General features: G+C 58.3%; 21 protein-coding genes and 2 pseudogenes. 14 read left to right on the forward strand and 9 right to left on the reverse strand.

Annotated features, from left to right (window positions below; all coding sequences use genetic code 11):
• Positions 1-68 precede the first annotated feature (68 nt).
• From ALO80_RS06790 to ALO80_RS06800, 3 genes are all read left to right on the forward strand, one after another.
• Positions 69-347 carry a hypothetical protein gene (locus ALO80_RS06790; protein WP_055008392.1) on the forward strand — a complete coding sequence of 93 codons (279 nt, stop codon included), beginning with the start codon at positions 69-71 and terminating at the stop codon, positions 345-347.
• A 217-nt stretch (positions 348-564) separates the two neighbouring features.
• Positions 565-813, forward strand: a complete 249-nt coding sequence (locus ALO80_RS06795; RefSeq protein WP_054986739.1) for a TIGR02647 family protein — start codon at positions 565-567, stop codon at positions 811-813.
• Positions 814-995: 182 nt separating this feature from the next.
• The gene (locus ALO80_RS06800) at positions 996-3,842 is read left to right on the forward strand and encodes a class I adenylate cyclase (protein WP_055008393.1); all 2,847 of its coding nucleotides are present in this window, start codon (positions 996-998) and stop codon (positions 3,840-3,842) included.
• Between the two features lie 123 nt (positions 3,843-3,965).
• Here the strand turns inward: ALO80_RS06800 and rnk are convergent, their stop codons facing one another.
• From rnk to cyaY, 3 genes and pseudogenes are all read right to left on the reverse strand, one after another.
• Complete coding sequence (rnk, locus tag ALO80_RS06805) at positions 3,966-4,373, reverse strand: nucleoside diphosphate kinase regulator (protein ID WP_005743168.1); 408 nt, start codon at positions 4,371-4,373, stop codon at positions 3,966-3,968.
• Between the two features lie 136 nt (positions 4,374-4,509).
• The gene (locus ALO80_RS29135) at positions 4,510-4,749 is read right to left on the reverse strand and encodes a DUF1289 domain-containing protein (RefSeq protein WP_083493166.1); all 240 of its coding nucleotides are present in this window, start codon (positions 4,747-4,749) and stop codon (positions 4,510-4,512) included.
• Positions 4,742-5,065: pseudogene (cyaY, locus tag ALO80_RS06810) on the reverse strand (iron donor protein CyaY); the annotation flags it as partial. The gene ALO80_RS29135 and the pseudogene cyaY, both read right to left, overlap by 8 nt.
• A gap of 206 nt (positions 5,066-5,271) precedes the next feature.
• On the opposite strand from cyaY, the gene lptM reads away from it, so the two are divergent.
• From lptM to ALO80_RS06835, 6 genes are read left to right on the forward strand one after another with little or no spacing between them, the layout of a single operon-like run.
• On the forward strand, positions 5,272-5,418 hold the full coding sequence (gene lptM / locus ALO80_RS29145; protein ID WP_002555817.1) for an LPS translocon maturation chaperone LptM: 147 nt from the start codon (positions 5,272-5,274) through the stop codon (positions 5,416-5,418).
• A 9-nt stretch (positions 5,419-5,427) separates the two neighbouring features.
• Complete coding sequence (lysA, locus tag ALO80_RS06815) at positions 5,428-6,675, forward strand: diaminopimelate decarboxylase (RefSeq protein WP_055008394.1); 1,248 nt, start codon at positions 5,428-5,430, stop codon at positions 6,673-6,675.
• A 4-nt stretch (positions 6,676-6,679) separates the two neighbouring features.
• Entirely contained in the window at positions 6,680-7,510 is an 831-nt protein-coding gene (dapF, locus tag ALO80_RS06820; protein WP_055004932.1) for a diaminopimelate epimerase, read from the forward strand.
• Positions 7,511-7,523: 13 nt separating this feature from the next.
• Positions 7,524-8,258, forward strand: a complete 735-nt coding sequence (locus tag ALO80_RS06825) for a DUF484 family protein (protein ID WP_055004933.1) — start codon at positions 7,524-7,526, stop codon at positions 8,256-8,258.
• Positions 8,259-8,260: 2 nt separating this feature from the next.
• A complete protein-coding gene (gene xerC, locus ALO80_RS06830; RefSeq protein WP_055008395.1) occupies positions 8,261-9,160 on the forward strand; it encodes a tyrosine recombinase XerC in 900 nt (299 codons plus the stop codon).
• Entirely contained in the window at positions 9,153-9,845 is a 693-nt protein-coding gene (locus tag ALO80_RS06835; protein WP_055008396.1) for an HAD family hydrolase, read from the forward strand. Before xerC ends, ALO80_RS06835 begins: the two co-directional genes overlap by 8 nt.
• Positions 9,846-9,916: 71 nt before the next feature.
• On the opposite strand, the gene sutA is transcribed toward ALO80_RS06835, so the two are convergent.
• The 4 genes from sutA to glnK form a co-directional block, all read right to left on the reverse strand.
• Positions 9,917-10,249, reverse strand: coding sequence for a transcriptional regulator SutA (sutA, locus tag ALO80_RS06840; RefSeq protein ID WP_054986747.1), 333 nt, complete (start codon positions 10,247-10,249; stop codon positions 9,917-9,919).
• Between the two features lie 98 nt (positions 10,250-10,347).
• The gene (locus ALO80_RS06845; RefSeq protein WP_054986755.1) at positions 10,348-10,773 is read right to left on the reverse strand and encodes a secondary thiamine-phosphate synthase enzyme YjbQ; all 426 of its coding nucleotides are present in this window, start codon (positions 10,771-10,773) and stop codon (positions 10,348-10,350) included.
• 241 nt (positions 10,774-11,014) lie between these two features.
• Positions 11,015-12,352, reverse strand: a complete 1,338-nt coding sequence (locus ALO80_RS06850) for an ammonium transporter (RefSeq protein WP_054986748.1) — start codon at positions 12,350-12,352, stop codon at positions 11,015-11,017.
• 33 nt (positions 12,353-12,385) lie between these two features.
• The gene (gene glnK, locus ALO80_RS06855; protein WP_002555808.1) at positions 12,386-12,724 is read right to left on the reverse strand and encodes a P-II family nitrogen regulator; all 339 of its coding nucleotides are present in this window, start codon (positions 12,722-12,724) and stop codon (positions 12,386-12,388) included.
• A 417-nt stretch (positions 12,725-13,141) separates the two neighbouring features.
• On the opposite strand from glnK, the gene ALO80_RS06860 reads away from it, so the two are divergent.
• Positions 13,142-13,408 (forward strand): accessory factor UbiK family protein, encoded by a 267-nt coding sequence (locus tag ALO80_RS06860; protein WP_055004935.1) that lies wholly within the window; start codon positions 13,142-13,144, stop codon positions 13,406-13,408.
• A gap of 42 nt (positions 13,409-13,450) precedes the next feature.
• Here the strand turns inward: ALO80_RS06860 and ALO80_RS06865 are convergent, their stop codons facing one another.
• The gene (locus ALO80_RS06865) at positions 13,451-14,359 is read right to left on the reverse strand and encodes a LysR substrate-binding domain-containing protein (protein WP_235812453.1); all 909 of its coding nucleotides are present in this window, start codon (positions 14,357-14,359) and stop codon (positions 13,451-13,453) included.
• A gap of 77 nt (positions 14,360-14,436) precedes the next feature.
• On the opposite strand from ALO80_RS06865, the gene ALO80_RS06870 reads away from it, so the two are divergent.
• Entirely contained in the window at positions 14,437-15,681 is a 1,245-nt protein-coding gene (locus tag ALO80_RS06870) for an MFS transporter (RefSeq protein ID WP_055008397.1), read from the forward strand.
• A gap of 294 nt (positions 15,682-15,975) precedes the next feature.
• Positions 15,976-16,485 (forward strand): annotated as a pseudogene (locus ALO80_RS06875) (aconitase family protein); the annotation flags it as partial.
• A gap of 130 nt (positions 16,486-16,615) precedes the next feature.
• Here ALO80_RS06875 and ALO80_RS06880 read toward each other — a convergent pair.
• On the reverse strand, positions 16,616-17,479 hold the full coding sequence (locus ALO80_RS06880; RefSeq protein WP_055008408.1) for a LysR family transcriptional regulator: 864 nt from the start codon (positions 17,477-17,479) through the stop codon (positions 16,616-16,618).
• Positions 17,480-18,016: 537 nt separating this feature from the next.
• Here ALO80_RS06880 and ALO80_RS06885 point away from each other — a divergent pair.
• Both ALO80_RS06885 and ALO80_RS06890 read left to right on the forward strand, forming a co-directional pair.
• Entirely contained in the window at positions 18,017-19,537 is a 1,521-nt protein-coding gene (locus ALO80_RS06885) for an amino acid ABC transporter permease/ATP-binding protein (protein WP_055008399.1), read from the forward strand.
• Between the two features lie 24 nt (positions 19,538-19,561).
• The gene (locus ALO80_RS06890) at positions 19,562-20,434 is read left to right on the forward strand and encodes a phytanoyl-CoA dioxygenase family protein (RefSeq protein ID WP_055008400.1); all 873 of its coding nucleotides are present in this window, start codon (positions 19,562-19,564) and stop codon (positions 20,432-20,434) included.
• Positions 20,435-20,441 lie beyond the last annotated feature (7 nt).

Genomic DNA, 20,441 nt, shown 5'->3' on the forward strand with positions numbered 1-20,441 from the left:
CCCGGATATCCGGGGTTTGTTGTTTGCAGGTCGCCGGTTAGACTGCCTGCCTTGACAGAGGATTGACCATGACCGACGCAATCGACAATGACGAAGAAGAATTTGCCGCCTCGACCCTGATCGAAGCCATCGAAAACCAGATCGAATCCGGTAACCCGCCGGCGGCCAAGGCCGTTTTCAACATGCTCACGCTGGTTAATTACGAGCGTGAAGATATTCTCGAAATGATGGCGCACGTACTTGCCATCGAAATCGATGCCTTGCTGGAGCAGGACCGTCCGTTCGATACGCAGTGGTATGAAGCCGCATTACGCGCCCTGCCCGAACTGCCACCGGAAAAACAGTAACTGCCCGGTCGTATTGTGCCATCGAGATATATGCTGCAAACACGCCAGACGCTGACTACACTGCAAATGCCCCGCTGCCGCTTCATCCTCCGGGGCCATCACGCCAAACCGGCTTCAACGGTCATCCAGAACCGACGAGCACAGATCGGACACGTCGATTCCAGAACACACCCGCCAGCCGGCGCGGTCGGATTACTACAAAAAGTCTGGAGTACCTATGTCGTATACCCCTGAGTTGGTTGCCGAACTGGAAATCCTTGCACTGTTCAATCTGGGAAACACCCAGGAAGGCCTCAAAGTCCACCACGTGGCGGCACCCTCTGCCGTTGCGGCCGCAAAAAGACTCTTCGATAAAGGACTGACGACCCAGGTCGATGGCGGTTATCTGACCAGCCTCGGACTTGAAGCCGCCCAACACGCCCAGTCATTGCTGACCATCCTCAACGTCTCGAAACAGGCTGCCTGACGGTCACCGGGGCCTGCGCACAAAAAAGCGTGGCAGGCCCTTTATTTATCTGCACGCCGGTCGATACAGGAATCTGGCGCCAGAATAACAACCCGACTGAAGCCACTTCGCTCGGCTGCACACTTCTCCGCCATCTTGCTCAGTAAGTCCACGCCTGCACAGGCCAGATGCCTTGAGTTGCGATGACGCGTAATCCTGAAATTCGCCCCGACCTGGATGAGGGCATCGACCGCAAGGTTCTCAGCCAGTTACGTAACCGCTTCCTGTCGCTCAATGGCGGGCGATACGCGCGTGCGCTCGAAGGCATGTCGACCCGCCAGCAAAGCGTCCTGACACTGCTGCCGCTGTTCTTCCACGTCAATCACCCTCTGTTGCCCGGGTATGTTTCCGGCAGCACGCCTGCGGGCGTCTCGCAATACGAACCTGACGCCTTGGCACTCGCCGAGGCTCAGCGCCTGACGCGGTCTTTTTCCTACAAGGCCCGGCACGGCAACCCGCCTCAGCCGATTCATGGCCTGTTCCTGATGGGCAGCCTCGGCACGCTGGCTCAGGCCGAACAGAGCGATATGGATGTGTGGGTCTGCCACGACAGTGAGCTGGAGCCGGAGGCCATCGCCGAACTGCGCAAGAAATGCCAGGCACTTGAAGCCTGGGCTGCGACGATGGGGGCGGAGGCGCACTTCTTTCTGATCGACCCGCAACGCTTCAGGAGCGGGGAGCGCGACTCGCAGCTCAGCTCTGACGATTGTGGTACTACCCAGCATTACCTGTTGCTCGACGAGTTTTATCGCACCGCGATCTGGCTCGCAGGCCGTACCCCGATGTGGTGGCTGGTGCCGGTCTATGAAGAGCAGAACTATGAGGATTACACCCATACCCTGCTGAGCAAACGCTTCATCCGCGCCGGTGAGGTGCTCGACCTCGGACCGATGTCGCACATTCCTCCTGCGGAATTCATCGGTGCCGGATTGTGGCAGTTGTTCAAAGGTATCGAATCGCCCTACAAGTCTGTGCTCAAGCTGCTGCTGATCGAGGTCTATTCCAGCGAGCATCCTCATGTGCAGTGCCTGAGCCTGCGTTTCAAGCAAGCCGTGTTCGCCAATCAGCTGGATCTCGATGAGCTGGACCCTTATGTGGTCGTGTACCGGCGTATTGAAGAACATCTGCAAGCACGCAACGAGACGGAGCGGCTGGAGCTGGTGCGGCGCAGCCTGTACCTGAAGGTCAACAAAAAGCTCACCGGATCGCCTCGTCAGCGCAACGTTGGCTGGCAGCGTCTGCTGCTGGAGCGCTTGACCAAGGAGTGGGGCTGGGATGAGCGGCAACTGGCGCTGCTCGACAGCCGCAGCCAGTGGAAAGTCCGTCAGGTGGCCAGCGAGCGCCGTGCGCTGGTCAACGAGCTGAATTACAGCTACCGCTTTCAGACCCGCTTCGCCAGAACGCAAAGCACCGCCGACGCGCTCAATGCGCGCGACCTGACCATTCTCGGTCGGCGTCTGTATGCCGCTTTCGAGCGCAAGGCGGGCAAGGTTGAGTTCATCAATCCGGGCATCGCCCCGGACCTTGCCGAAGACACGCTGACGCTGGTGCACTCCCCTGACAAACGCGAGCCGGGCAAGCATCAGTGGGCGTTGTATAACGGCAATCTGGGCATTCATGACTGGCCGAATTTTTCGCCGATCAAACGCAGCCGGGAGCTGCTTGAGCTACTGACCTGGTGCCATCGCAACAATGTGATCGACGCCACGACCCGCGTGGCGCTGCACCCCGGCACCAGTGACTTGAGCGAGTTCGAACTTTTCAACCTGATGGGAGCCTTGCAGCAGAGCATTGAACTGCCGCTGCCCGAGGTCAGCGACGACGAGTTGCTCATGCCCAGTACGCCCAGTGAGATTCTGCTGCTGGTCAATGTGGGGGTCGACCCGCTCAGGCATCACCGCGATCTCAATATTCTGATGACCACCGAGCGTACCGATTCGCTGAGTTACGCTGGGGTTCGGGAAAATCTGGTTCTGACGCTGGACCAGATTACCCTCAATACCTGGAACGAAACACTGGTCAGCCGTTACGACGGCCCGCACGCCCTGCTCGACTGCCTGAGCGAACTGCTCGGCAGCCTGCCGCAGAGTGGTAAGCAGCCGCAGATTCGCGTGCGCTGTTTCTGCCATAACCGGGCGTCCGCCATCGCCCAGCGTGTTGAGGACCTGATCAGCACGGCCCGACTGTTACTCGCCAGGCGGTTGAATCACCGTTACCTGATTCAGGTGCAGCAGCAGTATCACGTGCTGGAGATCAAGCCGGGTCAGGTCGGCCATGTGGTGGTCAACAGTCTGCCGGGCCTGTTCAAGTACCTGGGCGAAGAGCTGCCACTGTACAGTCCGTTGCATCTGGACCCGCAGGCGCTCGACGGCCATGACCTGGCCCTGATCCTGCCACTCGGCCAGCCTGAATGTATTCAGGTGTTTTACCGGATCAACGAGCCGGAGGCCGACGTGTATGTGCTGGACGAACACAATTCGCTTTGGCACCAGCGCTTGCCGTATCACGACGAACAAAGCCTGCTGACGCCTCTGCAGCGTTTTTTCCATGCACTGGTTTACCGCCGAGGCGCTTCATTGCCGCTGGACGATCCTTCCGAGCCGGTATCGCTGGAAACCCTCTACTATCAGGTGTTGCCCTCCGGTCCGGGGCTCGCGCGACGTGTCGAGCACCGACTGGCACCGACGGCAGCGGACAAGGCGTTTTACGACGTGCAGGCAATCATCGAAGAAACCTCGCCCGGACAATTGAGCGCCACTCTGTACTGCGACAACAGCGAGTTTTCCGAGCTGGAATATGGCGATCAGTTGTATGCCGCCGTTGCGCAGCAAATCCTTGGCAAGCGCCTGGAGCCCCAACGCTATCGCTGTTACATCACCGACCTGGACCTGTCCGGCCTGCTCGATGACCGACACGGGCAGAGCATCCTCTTCCTGCGCCACAAGGCCGAGCTGGAAAAGTTGCTGAACGAGGCGATGGATCAGGCCTGACGCAAGTTTGTCGTTTCCCCCACGCGCCTCTCGTTGCGCACCCTCCAGCGTGGGACTGCATTTCTGGACGCTCTGCGTCCGCTCCTGAATGCGGAGGGCGTTCTACGGCTGCAGGGTCTTCGATTACTCGTACTCGCCCGCCGCTTCCGGCTGATACTCCACCGCCAGCAACGTCAGTTTCAGCGTCTTGCCGCCCGGTGCGGGCCAGTCGATGTGCTGGCCGACCTGCAGGCCCAGCAAGGCCGACCCCATTGGTGCCAGAACCGAGACAGTGCCATCCGCGCCTGCATCCTGCGGATACACCAGCTTGAGGTGGTAATCCTTGCCGCTGACTTCCTCACGGCAATGCACGCGCGAATTCATGGTCACAACGCCGGCAGGCACTTCATCGTGGCCAACCACCTGGTCGGCACGGTCCAGTTCGGCCTGCAACGCCTGGATACCCGGTGTGTCTTCGTCCTGGCTGGCGATAAAGCTTTCAAGACGCTGTACGTCGAGTCGTGTGAGGATGATCGAAGGTGCTGTGGTCATGGTCTGGGCAGACTCCTTTATTCTCCATGAATAAAACAAAACCCCGCCGTATGGGCGGGGTTTGACGGGCTTCTCACTCTGGAGAAGCAGGGCCTGACACTAACACAGCGCAGCAAATACACAACCCGATGCGGTATCAGCCTGCGGCCTGATCGACCTTGGCGCTGGCTCGACGCTGGTCCGCTTCGCGACGAATCTGGCGACGTCGATCGTCATCGGCCGAGCGCCATTCGCGAATATCTTCGACGTGGCGAAAGCACCCCAGGCAGACCTTGTGTTCATCAAGCCGACACAGGCTGATACACGGCGAAGGCACTGCCGGGCTGACGTTGCTGAAAAGCGGCTTGGGCGGTCGAGCGGGTGTCTGGCGAGAAATCCAGCTCGGCGCCGGCTTGGTCAAACGTGATACGAGCAAGCATCTCGCTGAGCAATTCATCGCTGGTGTCGCATGCCCAATAGCTTTCTTCTTCGTTGTATTCGAAGTGGAAGCCACCCGATTTCGCTGCCAGCCAGAGCTGACGGAGTGGCTCCTGACGGCTGAAAATAAGCTGCGAGCCGCCTTCGAACTTGACGGTTAATACACCGGCCGAATTTTCCAGATCTATATCCAGGCCACTCTCATCGAAAACATCTTCGATATTCTGCTGAGTCGCATCGACCAGGTCGTGAAAGCGCGCTTCGGTCAAACTCATTACGGGAACCTCGATAAGTGTCTGCTGATGGCGCAGAGGGGCAAGATACGGACGCTGTCGGGCAAATGCAAAGTTTAACCGTCAGTTGTTGCTACATGAGCGCATTAATCTCCCAGGCCCGCCGGACGGGAGGTCCCTCGCATAGGCAAGCTGCCGGGTGGTCGGTATACTCGGGCGCAATTAATGCTTTTACAAAGGATTTCGCCATGAAGCGCCTGATCTCTTCGCTTGCTGCGCTTGTCGCGGTTGCCTGTCTTGTCACGGCCTGTGGCCAGAAAGGCCCGCTGTATCTGCCGGACGACACCAAAACCCCGGACGAACAAGCCAAATCGCAATCGCACAAGCACCTTTAAGGGAATCCCATGGACGCCTTCAACTACCGCGACGGTGAGCTGTTCGCGGAAGGGGTAGCATTGTCTGCCATTGCCGAGCGTTTCGGCACGCCGACCTATGTCTACTCGCGCGCTCATATCGAAGCGCAATACCGTGCCTACGCCGATGCGTTGAGCGGCATGCCGCACATGGTCTGCTTCGCCGTAAAAGCCAACTCCAATCTCGGAGTACTCAATGTCCTGGCGCGCCTTGGTGCCGGTTTCGACATTGTTTCGCGTGGTGAGCTGGAGCGTGTGCTGGCCGCTGGCGGCAAAGCCGAGAAGATCGTGTTTTCCGGTGTCGGCAAGACCCGTGAGGATATGCGCCGTGCGCTGGAAGTCGGCGTGCACTGCTTCAACGTCGAATCCACCGATGAGCTGGAGCGCTTGCAGGAAGTGGCTGCCGGACTCAACGTTCGTGCGCCGATATCGCTGCGGGTCAACCCCGATGTGGACGCAGGCACTCACCCTTACATCTCCACGGGCCTTAAAGAAAACAAGTTCGGTATCGCGATCGCGGCAGCCGAAGATGTTTACATTCGCGCCTCGCAACTGCCGAACCTGGAAGTGATCGGGGTCGACTGCCACATCGGTTCGCAACTGACCACGCTCGAACCGTTCATCGATGCGCTGGATCGCCTGCTGGATCTGGTCGATCGCCTTGGCGATTGCGGCATTCACCTGCACCACATCGATCTGGGCGGCGGTCTGGGCGTGCGCTACCGCGATGAGGAGCCTCCGCTGGCGGCGGATTACATCAAAGCGGTGCGCGAGCGTCTTGCCGGCCGTGACCTGGGGCTGCTGTTCGAGCCGGGACGCTTCATCGTGGCCAACGCAGGCGCGCTGCTGACCCGTGTCGAGTACCTCAAGCACACCGAGCACAAGGACTTCGCCATCGTCGATGCGGCAATGAACGATCTGATCCGCCCAGCGCTGTATCAGGCCTGGATGGACGTCACGGCGGTGCGTCCGCGTGACAGCGAGCCCCGTACGTACGATGTCGTAGGGCCGATCTGCGAGACCGGCGACTTCCTGGCCAAGGGCCGGGCGCTGGCGCTGGCCGAAGGCGATTTGCTGGCAGTTCATTCAGCCGGGGCCTATGGCTTTGTCATGAGTTCGAACTACAACACCCGTGGCCGTGCCGCTGAGGTACTGGTCGACGGTTCCCAGGCTTTTGAAGTGCGTCGTCGCGAAACCGTGGCCGAGCTGTTCGCTGGCGAAAGCCTGCTGCCGGAGTAATCCCATGCTGCTGCGTTTTACCAAGATGCACGGGCTGGGTAATGACTTCATGGTCCTGGACCTGGTGAGTCAGCACGCGCATATCTTGCCCAAGCACGCCAAACAATGGGGCGACCGCCACACCGGTATCGGTTTCGATCAGCTTTTACTGGTCGAGGCACCGAACAATCCGGATGTGGACTTTCGCTATAGAATCTTCAACTCCGACGGCTCCGAGGTCGAACAGTGTGGCAACGGCGCGCGCTGCTTTGCCCGCTTCGTGCTCGACAAGCGCCTGACGGCCAAGAAACAGATACGCGTCGAAACCAAGAGCGGCATTATCGAGCTGGATATTCGTAGCGACGGGCAGATCAGCGTCGATATGGGGCCGCCAAGGTTTGTCCCGGAAGAGATACCCTTCCAGGCACCGGAGCAGGCCACCCGTTACAACGTTGACGTGAACGGGCAGAATGTCGAACTGGCTGCGCTGTCCATGGGCAATCCACACGCGGTGCTGAGGGTCGATGACATCAATAACGCACCGGTGCATGAACTGGGGCCGAAGATCGAGCATCACCCGCGCTTTCCTGCACGGGTCAACGTAGGCTTTCTTCATGTTGTGGACCGCCAGCGTGCGCAGTTGCGCGTCTGGGAGCGCGGTGCCGGAGAGACCCAGGCCTGCGGCACCGGTGCCTGTGCGGCGGCGGTTGCAGCCATCAGCCAGGGCTGGATGGATTCACCGCTGCTGATCGACCTGCCCGGAGGTCGCCTGTCCATCGAGTGGGCTGGCCCGGGGCATTCCGTCATGATGACCGGCCCCGCAGTCAGGGTTTATGAAGGCCAAGTTCGTCTTTGAGTGAGTAACCAGCATGACCGATCAACCTCCCGCTTCAACAGGCACACCCTGCGAATCGCCTGTCGATAGCGCAGCGCCAGACCTTGAAGCAGAGGCGGTCATCGCCTTCCTGCTTGAACACCCTGATTTCTTCGCCGAGCATGACGAACTGCTGGTGTCGATGCGTATCCCGCACCAGCGCGGCGATACCGTTTCGCTGGTCGAGCGTCAGCTCAAGCTGCTGCGCGAACGCAACATCGAAATGCGTCATCGCCTTTCGCAACTGATGGATGTTGCTCGCGACAACGACCGACTGTTCGAAAAGACCCGACGTCTGAACCTCGCCCTGATGGATGCCACCAGCCTGGACGAGCTGGTCATCGCGGTGGAAGACAGTCTGCGTCAGGATTTTCAGGTGCCCTTCGTCAGCCTTATTCTGTTCAGCGACAGTCCGATGCAAGTGGGTCGCTGGGTCAGCAGTGCGGAAGCACAGAAAGCCATCGGCGGTCTGATTGGCGAGAAGATCATCTGCGGTGCTCTGCGTGAGCATGAGTTGGCGTTTCTGTTTGGCGCAGAGCAAGGCAAGGAAGTCGGCTCTACCGCCATCGCCAGCCTCAATCATCTGGGCCTGCATGGTGTGCTGGCCATCGGCAGTCGTGATCCGCAGCATTACAAGAGCTCGGTCGGCACCCTGTTTCTCAGTTATATCGCTGATGTCCTGAGCCGCCTGCTGCCACGTTTCGCTCACTCGTTACGCTCGGTCCGCTAGCCGTGGAACAGCATCTGGACGCCTACTGCATGCACCTGCGCAGTGAGCGCCAGGTGTCGCCTCATACGCTTGAAGCCTACCGACGTGACTTGGGCAAGGTCCTGGCGTATTGCCAGAAGGCGCAGCTGTCGAGCTGGAATGATCTGGATATCCAGCATTTGCGCAGCTTTACCGCCCGCCAGCATCAGCAAGGCCAGTCGTCACGCAGTCTGGCGCGGATGCTCTCGGCGGTGCGTGGCTTCTACAAGTACCTCAATCGCGAGGGCACTTGTCAGCATGACCCTGCCAATGGCCTGTCACCGCCCAAGGGCGAACGGCGTCTGCCCAAGACGCTGGACACTGACCGTGCCGCGCAATTGCTGGACGGTGGCGTTGAAGATGATTTTCTGGCGCACCGGGATCAGGCCATCCTTGAGCTGCTTTACTCGTCAGGATTGCGGCTGTCTGAACTGACCGGCCTGAACCTGGACCAGTTGGACCTGCGCGACGGGCTGGTGCAGGTGGTGGGTAAAGGCAGCAAGACTCGCGTGCTGCCCGTCGGCAGCAAGGCCCGCCAGGCGCTGGAGATCTGGTTGCCGCTGCGTGCCCTGAGCAATCCGCAGGACGACGCCGTGTTCGTCACCCAGCAAGGCAAGCGCCTTGGCCCGCGCGCGATTCAGGTTCGGCTCAAGGCGGCCGGTGAGCGCGAGCTGGGGCAGAACCTGCATCCGCACATGTTGCGTCACTCCTTCGCCAGTCACCTGCTTGAGTCGTCGCAGGACTTGCGTGCCGTACAAGAGCTGCTGGGCCATGCGGATATCAAGACTACGCAGATATATACGCACCTGGACTTCCAGCATTTGGCTACTGTTTATGACAGCGCCCATCCCCGAGCCAAACGTAAAGGAGCTGCAGATGATTAAGCTGGTGACGTTTGATCTTGATGACACGCTCTGGGACACCGCCCCCGCCATTGTCGGTGCCGAAGAGGCATTGCGTGAATGGCTGGCCGAACGCGCGCCGAAGCTGGGGCCGGTTCCTGTCGAGCATTTGTGGGAAATCCGCACGCGTCTTGTGGCTGAAGACCCGTCTTTCAAGCACCGGATCAGCGCACTGCGACGCCGTGTGCTGTTTCATGCACTCGAAGATGCAGGCTATGAGTCAGACAAGGCGCAGGACCTGGCCGATCAGGGTTTTGAAGTCTTTCTGCAGGGGCGTCATCAGGTGCAGATTTTCCCGGAGGTGCAGCCCACTCTGGAGATTCTTGCCAAGACGTTCACGTTGGGCGTGATTACCAACGGCAATGCCGACGTGCGCCGTCTGGGGCTGGCGGACTACTTTGCCTTTGCGTTGTGTGCGGAAGATCTGGGCATCGGCAAACCCGACCCTGCGCCGTTTGTGGAAGCGTTGCGGCGCGCTAAAGTCGATGCCGACGCGGCTGTGCATGTAGGTGATCACCCCAGCGACGATATCGCAGGTGCCCAGAAGGCTGGCATGCGTGCCATCTGGTACAACCCGCAAGGCAAAGCCTGGGACGCAGATCGGCTGCCGGATGCAGAGATCCACAACCTGTCGCAGTTGCCGGAAGTACTCGCACGCTGGGCGTGAAAGCGGCCTGAGAAGCGTCCAGGAAAAAGCCCGCAGCGACGGCGGGCTTCTTCTCATACAGTCATGCAGCCTTAGATCGGGCGGCTACCGTATTTGTTGTCAGGCTTTTTGGGCGGATCGGCGACCACATTGGCCTCCACTTCCTGCACCTTGCCACCACGCGCCAGGAATTCCTCCATGGCACGGGCAAGCGCATCACGCTCTTTGTTCTTGGCTTCTACGCTGGGCAGTTCATCGACCGAGACTGCAGCCTTGGCCTTGCCTTTTGCAGGTGCCGCCGGAACGTCGGAATCGTCTGGTTCGGCTGCGTCGTCTTCCGGGGAAGCAGCTGCAAGCTCCTCTCCGTCCTCTTCGCCTTCCAGGTCGTCTACCAGATCGTCGTTAGTATCGTCGTCGTCGCTCATGTTCTACCTCATGACTTGCGAAAGCTGATTATTTATAGCCCAACCGCCCAAAATTGCTAAGGCAACCGGAAAAATTCAACAACCGCTGATCCCAGCGGTTATGTCCACTCACCCTGAAGGGTGGCAAGGACGTTACGAGACCCACCAGCGTCCCGATGTTCGCCCAGGTAAATACCTTGCCAGGTGCCCAGCGCCAGTCGCCCTGCCGTCACCGGTAGAACCAACTGGCAGCCCAGCAGGCTGGCCTTGAAATGCGCTGGCAAGTCATCAGGGCCTTCGTCGTCATGTTCATAGCCGTCCACGCCCTGAGGCACCAGACGGTTGAAAAAACGCTCAAAGTCACGACGTACCGCCGGATCGGCATTTTCGTTGATGGTCAACGAAGCCGAGGTATGTTGCAGCCATACATGCAGTAGCCCGACACGACAGTCGCGCAACGGGGGCAAGCCCGCGACTATCTCGTCGGTCACCAGATGAAACCCGCGGGGCCTGGCCCGCAAGGCAATCCTGGATTGATGCCACATACCGTTCTCCGCACCTTCGGCGCGCATTCTAACTCGACTGAGAAAAAAGCAAAGCGCGCAATAAACCGGCTTCCCTGCAAGTTAACGAAGACTGTCGCAACATCGTTACCTGCGCTGCGTCACGGTGCCGAAATCATTGACACGGGCAAGATCAATGACAGCAAAAATCTGTGGTATATCCGCAAACGTCAGACAAAAAAATGCCCGGAAACCGGGCATTCTTTTTTGCGTGTGCGGCGGCTTACAAGTTGTAGCCGCGCTCGTTGTGCTGCGCAAGGTCCAGACCGACAGACTCTTCCTCGTCGGTGACGCGCAGGCCCATGACCGCATCCAGTACTTTCAGGATGATGAAGGTCACGATTGCGGTGTAGACGACGGTAAACGCAACGCCCTTGAACTGAATCCAGACCTGAGCACCGATGTCGGTGACAGTGCCAAAACCGCCCAGTGCCGGTGCTGCAAATACACCGGTCAGGATTGCGCCGACGATACCGCCGATGCCGTGCACGCCGAATGCATCCAGAGAGTCATCGTAGCCAAGCTTGCGCTTGAGGCTGGTGGCGCAGAAGAAGCAGATCACGCCTGCTGCCAGACCGATGATCAGAGCGCCCATCGGGCCGACCGTGCCGGCCGCCGGGGTAATGGCGACCAGACCGGCAACCACGCCCGAAGCAATGCCCAGAGCACTTGGCTTACCGTGAGTCAGCCACTCGGCGAACATCCAGCCCAGGGCAGCAGCAGCGGTAGCGATCTGAGTCACCAGCATCGCCATACCGGCTGTGCCGTTGGCCGCTGCAGCGGAGCCGGCGTTGAAGCCGAACCAGCCGACCCAGAGCATCGCGGCACCGATCAGGGTGTAACCCAGATTGTGTGGAGCCATTGGCGTGGTCGGGAAGCCTTTGCGCTTGCCCAGTACCAGGCAGGCCACCAGACCGGCTACACCGGCGTTGATGTGCACGACAGTACCGCCAGCGAAGTCCAGAACGCCCCAGTCCCACATCAGGCCACCGACGCCACCCCAGACCATGTGGGCGATTGGCGCGTAGACCAGAGTGAACCAGATACCCATGAAGATCAGCATCGCGGAGAACTTCATGCGTTCTGCGAAAGCACCGACGATCAGGGCGGGAGTGATGATTGCAAAGGTCATCTGGAAGGTGACGAACACCGCCTCAGGGAACAATGCAGCAGGACCGGTAAGGCTCGCCGGCGTGATACCCGCCAGGAACGCTTTACCCATACCGCCAAAGAAGGAGTTGAAGTTGACGACGCCCGCTTCCATGCCGGTTGTGTCGAACGCGATGCTGTAGCCGTAGACGACCCACAGGATGCTGATCAGACCGGTGATTGCGAAACACTGCATCATCACGGACAGGATGTTTTTCGAGCGGACCATGCCGCCATAGAACAGCGCGAGACCGGGAATGGTCATGAACAGGACCAGAGCGGTCGCCGTCAGCATCCATGCGGTGTCGCCAGAGTTCAGCACCGGCTCGGCCACTGGATCAGCCGCCAGGGCAAGACCAGGTAATGCGAGGGACAACAGGGCACCGAGCCCTGCGAATTGACGCAGAGTCATATTGTTTTCTCCTGGGGCGTTGGGTTTGGCGGCTTAAATAGCGTCTGTATCGGTCTCGCCGGTACGGATGCGAATGGCCTGTTCCAGATTGACCACAAAAATCTTGCCGTCACCGATCTTGCCGGTGTTGGCGGCTTTGGTTATGGCTTCGATGACTCGATCCAGATCCTTGTCATCGATGGCGACATCGATCTTCACCTTGGGAAGGAAGTCGACGACGTATTCAGCACCGCGATAAAGCTCAGTGTGACCCTTCTGACGCCCGAAGCCTTTGACTTCAGTGACGGTGATGCCCTGCACGCCGATTTCCGACAACGACTCGCGCACGTCATCCAGTTTGAACGGCTTGATGATGGCAGTGACTAGCTTCATGAAAACTTTCTCCCGAATTGGTGGACTTGCCCCAGGAAAACAAACCCGACTCAAGTCTAAGCGCAGTGTCTGGCTTTGTAACGTGTCGGCCGCCTGATCAGGCCAGACCAACTCCAGAAAACCGCTTCTGACGAAACACTTCCCCGCTCCGCCTGCCGCACTGCATTCGTCACAGCGACTGCATCAGTGCATGGGTCGTAAGCCACTAAGCAGAAAGCTTGCCATCTCGCGAATATTCATTGAATACAGGCTCTTGAGCAGGGTTTACGCCTTCAGGCCGGATTCACGGCGCAGGTAATGCACAGTAATGGTGCTCATGTGCACGGTATGTCGCTCCATAAGCGTGCACCTTGCGCCCTCGAATTGACTATAAACACTGCGTGTTACACTGCCGCCATCTGATTCAGGAAAATCATCATGCTCGCGCCCAAAGCCTTTCTTGACGCCTTAAGCGGCCACGCCTCCCGCCTGTTCAATGGTGAGACGCCTATACCTCGAAGCGAATTCGAGACCCAGTTCAAAGCTCTGCTGCAAAGCGGCTTCAGCAAACTGGATCTGGTCAGCCGTGAGGAGTTTGACAGCCAGATGGCCGTCCTCGCCCGTACCCGCGCCCGCCTAGAGGCGCTGGAGGCCAGAATGGCCGAGCTGGAAGAGAAGGCGGGCGGGGCTGAAAAGGCAGAGTGACTTGTACTCTGGAGTCAGAAACAGCGTTCCAGACCAATGCGGTCAGACAACCTCGCTTCTGATCGCCTGTATCACGATGTTCGACAACCGCTCGGTCAGAGGATTGGGATTTGCCTCTCGCCTGTGCAACGTGAGGGCTATGGAGGGCAAGGGCGGCAAGCCCCGGTCTTCAGTATTGAGAAGCTCGGTGCCTGACTGGAGGCCGAGAGCCGTTCTGATGGTGTAGCCCAGACCAGCCTCGGTGGCGGCAGACAAGCCGTTGAGACTGGAACTGGTGAAGGAAAGATGCCAGGGAATCCCTGCAACATCCAATGCGTCGGTCGCCTTTGAGTGAAAGGGGCAAGGCGCATCGAAGGCGATAACAGGAAGCGGGCTGCCTGACTCGACACGCCAGTCGAGATACCGGTGAGACGAGCCGATCCACTGCATGGGCAACTCCACTATCGTCTCTTGGTACCCATTCTTTTTGACTCCTCCCCACGCCACAGCAAGGTCGAGAGAACCGTTTTCGATGCGGTTCAGCAGGTCTGCATTACGTGCAATCCGCGCCTCGACTCGAACATCGGGGTGAGCTCTGGCAAATCGCCCAAGCACGGTCGGCAGAAAACTGCCCAGGTCCTCCTGAAGCCCAAGACGAACCCATCCTTTGAGCTTGAGTTCGGACACCGCCGTTACCGTCTCATCGTTGAGGCTCAAGAGCCGTCTGGAATAGTTGAGCAACACTTCCCCGGTATCCGTCAGCGCCAGCTTGCGTCCGGACTTCTTGAACAGTGGCGAGCCTGCCTGAGCTTCCAGCTTTTTCAATTGAGCGCTGATGGCCGATGTGGAGCGCGCGAGCTTTTGCGCGGCTTTGGCAAAACTGCCCAGTTCGACCCCTGTTACGAAACTGCGCATGACATCTAAGTCGAAATTTACCGGTCTCATGACAATCCTGCTTTTCGGGACGAACACGCAAAATAATTTGATATTCGAGACGATACTCTCATGAGAATCTTGCGATCCACAACCAATTAAATAGTGGGATTCTTATGACTGTAGATAACGGTCATCGCTGGAAAGTGCTAGGTGTCGGCGTGGCCGCCAACGCAAGCTTTTCCAGCGTTGTAGGAGGGCTGCCCGCGACCGCAGTCTATATGCGGGCTACCTACCAGTTGGATAACAGCGAACTGGGACTTGTACTGGGCGTTTTAGGATTAGGCATCGCCATCAGCGAGATCCCGTGGGGGCTGCTGACTGACCGCTGGGGAGACCGTCCCGTGTTGCTGACGGGACTGCTCAGTTCGGGTATTGCCTTACTGATATTGGCCATGCTGGCTTCTTACGCACCCACGGTCGTATTACTGGCTTCAGGCCTGTTCGTGGTTGGCTTGCTCGGCAGCAGCGTCAACGGGGCCAGTGGGCGAGCGATCATGGCCTGGTTCAAAGAGGGTGAACGTGGGTTGGCCATGAGTATTCGGCAAACGGCCGTCCCAGGGGGGTACGCCTTGGGTGCGGTGGTGTTGCCTTATCTGGCTTATACCTACGGGTTTCTAGAGGTATTTACCGTATCTGCCTTGTTCTGCCTGATAGCCGCCTTGTTTGCAGGGTTCTGGCTCTATGAACCCGACTTTTCCAGCAGTGCGGCAAAAAAGCAGAGTATGGAAACAAGCGCGAGTCCGTTGAAGGATTTGAGGGTCTGGCGCATCGTCCTGGCCATCGGTTTGTTGTGCGCACCTCAATTCGCGATTCTCACCTATGCGGCAGTGTTCTTCCATGATTTCAGCAAGATCGACATCACGCTGATTTCAACCACGTTGGCGATCATCCAGATCGGCGCGATTGTCAGCAGAATATGGAGTGGACGCTGGACCGACAAAAACAAAAAACGGCGCATTTATCTTAAAACCTGCGCCTGGCTCAGCACCCTGACTTTTTTGGCATTGGGCACCGTCGTGTCGGCAGCCGGTTTTTATGGCATGAGCGAAACTGCGCTGGCCAGCGGCCTGATCATCGGCGTCATGATTGTCGCCGGAATCAGCGTGTCCGCCTGGCACGGTGTCGCCTACACCGAACTTGCCACTCTGGCAGGTGCAAGTCGGGCGGGTACAGCCATGGCCATGGGCAATACCTGCGTATTTGTGGTGTTGTTCGCAACACCCATCGCAGCATCCGCCCTCATGACTCATTTTTCCTGGGGAGTGGTGTGGCTGGCAGCCGCATTCTGCGCGCTGTTGACGGTCCCGTTGTTCCCGCGTGTTGAAAAAGCCTATGCGTTGGCACCCCATTCAACCTAAAAGATTTTCCCGACCAGAAAACAGTTGTAACCCGTGTTGCCGCACGTTTTCAGCAGCACACCCTATGTACTGACGACACACGCCGACGGCCCGACGCCTCACTTGATTGAACTGAACTCTTTCCATGGAGGATGATCCCGCTATTTACCTTTGAGCCTGAAGAGAAAGCACAATCGCTGGATCTTCTGGAGCCGTTAGATTTATCACCCTACACACACTACTCAGGTTTATCGGAGCGCATAAACCGTCCGTTTTCTCAAGCAGCGGCGCAATGTCGACTTCGTTCTTGAGCCGTGGATGCACAGTGATCCTGATGCTGTGTATGCAGATACCATAGAGCTCGATTGCGACAGTATTCGTCCAATGATTGCTTCTCCCGGAGACCCTGGCAATGGGCGACAACTCAACGACCTGACAGACAGGGTACATCTCGATATTGCCTACGGCGGCTCCTGCACGGCAGGCAAGCGTGATGATTTCGATCATTATTTCGAGGTTATCAATTGGGCGCTTGAGCATGAGCTGACGCTTCATCCGGATGTGAAACCCTACCTGCAGTTCGGCACTGTGGATGTACGCGATTACTGTGAGCAAAAAGGTTATCTTCCGGCATTCGAGACTTTTGGTGCTGAACTGCTACAGCCTGCATGCGGCGCGTGTGCAAACTGCGGCCCAGGCTCGTCGACCAGTAAGGATCAGGTTACAGTCAGCGCCATCAACCGTAACTTTCCGGGGCGCTCCGGCCCGGGACAGGTATGGCTGGCAAGTCCGCCAACTGTAGTCGCCAGTGCCATCGCCGGTTAAATCACTTCGTTCGCGGAGTTACAAACCTATAGGCCTGCTTGAATGGGTGCATGACACTTTCCCTGACTGGGTCCGCGCCTTTCCCATGGATGCGGCCTTGCACGGGCCTCGCGCGGACTGCTGCCACCCTTCAGGAGGCAGGCGATGCCAGCTCGATGGTTCGGCAATAGTCCATGAACAGTCGCGTCGCACGGGTCGGCTGGTTGTTGCGCAGGTAGGCCATGACCAGGGTGGAGGCGGGCATGTCGTCTTCGATATCGAGCTGTGCCAGCAGCTCACCGTCGTAGGTCATGTTGGTTCTGGGACGCGTGACCAGTACCGAAAACCCCAGGCCCTGGCCGACCATGCAGCGCACCATTTCGATCGATGGTGAACTGTACGCGACCACCGGCGTGTAGCCCTTTTCCGTGAAGATATCGATGAAGTAGGTCCTGCTGGGCACGGCGTCGAGCAGGATCTTCGGCTCGCGGCTCAGCTCCAGCAAGGTCACGGTTTTTTTCACTGCAAGAGGGTGCGCTGCCGGCAACAGCGCATAGGGCTTGTGCGGTGCATTCAATTCCTCTTTGTTGATTGTGGTGCCCAGTTCCAGGTCGTACAGAAATGCCAGATCGAAGCGCCCACGGTGAAGCCCGTGCATCAGTTCATGCTGCTCGCCGTCGTAGAGCTGAATAGTGACATCCGGGTATAAACGCTTGAAACCGGCCACCAGCCTTGGCATGTAAAGCGGCGCGGCCGATTCAAAGCAGCCAATGGCGATAGTGCCGGAGACGTGTTTGTTTTCAGCTCTTGAGTTTTGTTCCAGCTCTTCGGAAAGTCGCAGCAACTCTTTGGCTTTCTCATACACTTTCCCGCCACCGGAAGTCAGGGAAACACCTTGCGCATGGTGACGCACAAACAGCGGCTGATTGAAGGCTTCTTCGAGGTTCTTGATAGCAACGGAAATAGACGGCTGTGAAATATGCAGCTGCCGCGAGGCTTCGGCAATGCTGTCCATTTCGACCGCTGTCACGAAATACTTGAGCTGTTTCAAGGTGAAGTGAGCCACGGGGTACCTCGTAATAAGCAGCCGCTGGACGGCTGCACTTGAATAGCTTTTACCTATGCTTAGCGAGGAGCGTGCCAGCTGCTCACGCCTTGCCGGATTCGTCAGGTGCTCATGATAGCTGCCGCTGGCCATGATCATTCAGCGGCACCTGCAAACAATGGACTTTTGCCAGACAAGCCCGCAAATGCTGGCGGCGCACCTATTACGAGCGATTCTCGCTGCCGCTTTATTCAATCGCCCTAAAAGTGTGCAATCAGGTCGGTGTGACACTAAAGCCTCACTCACCCTTTTTAACGCGCTGCACTCCTGAAGATGAATACAGGCATCTCTGCTTAGGATTTTCCTATGCGGCGGGCCAAAACTTACTATTTGGCTGCGGGACCTGGCATCAATCATGATGGCTTCAGAAGGGCAAACGGACAGCGTCCCGTTTCAACTTCAACAGGACGTCGCCCATCACTATTCAATTTGCCGAGCGAGCCGACAATGACGTTTGATTGGAAATACATGTTTGGCCTGTTCAGCGATACGGAGTTCTGGATGGCCACCTGGACGGTCATTCAACTCAGTGTACTGACCTGGGTCATCAGTATTGTTCTGGGTTTTGTTCTTGCGCTGGCCAAACAATCATCTTTGCCGCTGATCAACTTGCCGGCCAAAGCCTATATCTGGTTATTTCGCAGTTTGCCGTTACTGGTACTGCTGATCTTTGTTTACAACTTGCCGCAGGCAGTACCCGCCACCTCGGCGGTGTTGGCCAATCCGTTCTGGGCCGGGCTGATTGCCATGGTGATGTGCGAAACGGCCTACGTCGCGGAAATCCATCGCGGCGGCCTGCTGTCCATCGCCAAAGGCCAGACCGAAGCTGCCCGGGCGCTGGGCCTGCGCTTCGTGGGTACGCAATGGCGGATCGTGATCCCGCAGGCGCTGCGTGTGGCGCTGCCGTCGCTGACCAACGAATACATCTCCATCGTCAAACTCAGCTCGCTGGTTTCAGTGATCTCGCTGACCGAGATCCTGATGGTCGGTCAGCGCCTGTATTCGCAGAACTTTCTGGTGATGGAAACCATGGCGGCCGTGGCGTTCTATTACGTGCTGATCGTGACCGTATTCGACTTCCTGCTCAAGCGCCTGGAGCGCTATCTGGACGTCACGCAGCACAAGGTCACCCGCGAACCGGACGCCGAGATGCTTGAGCTGGCGACTCGAAAGCCTGCTGTCGTCGCTCGCCCGGTCATGGATTTCCAAGGGCCTGCGCTTCAGGCAACCCGGCTGCACAAGGCGTACAACGACATCGAAGTTCTGGGTGCCGTCAACCTGCAGATCAACTCCGGCGAGGTGGTGTCGGTGATCGGCCCCTCGGGCTCGGGCAAAACCACGTTGATCAGGCTACTCAACGGCCTTGAGCAGATTGATAACGGCGACATCAAGATCAATGGCCAGCCGTTCATTCATCTTGTCCGTCAAGGCGCGCAAAAGCCTCGTTATGTGGAGAACGCGGCCTACCGCTTGAACATCGGCATGGTGTTTCAGAGCTTCAACCTGTTTCCGCACCTGACTGTGCTGAACAACCTGCTGCTGGCTCCGCGTTATCACCGCCTGGCACCCGTGCCCGAGCTCAGGCAGCAGGCCTGCGAGTTGCTGAACAAGGTCGGCATGCTGGAGCACGCCTGGAAGTACCCGCATCAGTTGTCGGGTGGCCAGCAGCAGCGTGTCGCCATCGCCCGCGCTCTGATGATGCGCCCGCAAATCATGCTGTTCGACGAGCCCACCTCGGCGCTGGACCCGGAGAAGGTCAACGAGGTGTTGCAGGTCATTGAAACCCTGGCCCGTGAAGGCATCACGATGGTCATCGTGACCCATGAAATGAACTTCGCCTTCAAGGTCTCCGACCGCATCGTCTTTATGGAGAAGGGACGCGTGATCTGCGATGACAAACCCCAGGCGCTACGCGACGGCCAGCACCCGCGTGTTGAAGCCTTTCTTAAAGATGTCTCACTGGCCTGAGGCCTTGTTGAAGAGGATAAGAACATGATCGAGCAATGGCAGATTGACCAGTTTCACGAGCAGGGTTTTCTGGTAGTGGAGGGCGTGCTGGCAGCCGATGAAGTGGCAGCGCTGCAACAGGACTTCGACCAGTGGGTCGACGACAGCCGCAGCCAGAGTCAGGCCTGGGGGCAGACTCAGGACGGGCGTCCGCGCTTCGACATTGAAAGTGATCATCGCCCCGATCACCCGTCACTGCGCCGCGTGGCTTCGCCCACGGAGATCTCGCCGGCCTACCAGCACGCAGCGTTCCAGTCACGGATGGCAGCCATCGCGGCGCAACTGATCGGCGGCAACGGCACCCGTTTTCATCACAGCAAGATCAACTCCAAGCTGCCGCACACGGCGACTCAGGTGAAATGGCATCAGGACTTCCTTTTCACGCCGCACAGCAATGACGACCTGGTCACGGCGCTGTTGATGATCGGCGATGTCACCCCTGAAAACGGCCCGCTGAACGTGGCGCCGGGCAGCCATAAGCAGGCGCTCTGGTCGCATTGGCAGAACGAGCGTTTCACTGGTGCCGTGGAAGACGCGGTGGTTGAACAGCACTGCCGGCAGCCGGTCGCCTGCTATGGCCCGTCGGGCTCGGTGTGCTTCATGCACACACGCCTGTTGCATGCCTCAAGCCCTAATGAAACCGAGTTCCCGCGCACGTTGTTCATCAGCGTCTATGCCGCCGAAGACGCATTGCCGTTCGGTGAGAACCCTTTGCCCAGCGAGCATGCCGGGTTGATGGTCGCAGGCCACGAGAGCGGCCTGGTACGCAGCACCGAGCATCACATACGCCTGCCGCAGAAACCCAAGGGTGCTTCATTTTTTGTGCAGCAAGCCGGAAAAGACACCGCCGTTGCCTGATCTCCAT

It is taken from the genome of Pseudomonas caricapapayae (genome assembly GCF_001400735.1).
Classification (GTDB): Bacteria; Pseudomonadota; Gammaproteobacteria; order Pseudomonadales; family Pseudomonadaceae; genus Aquipseudomonas; species Aquipseudomonas caricapapayae.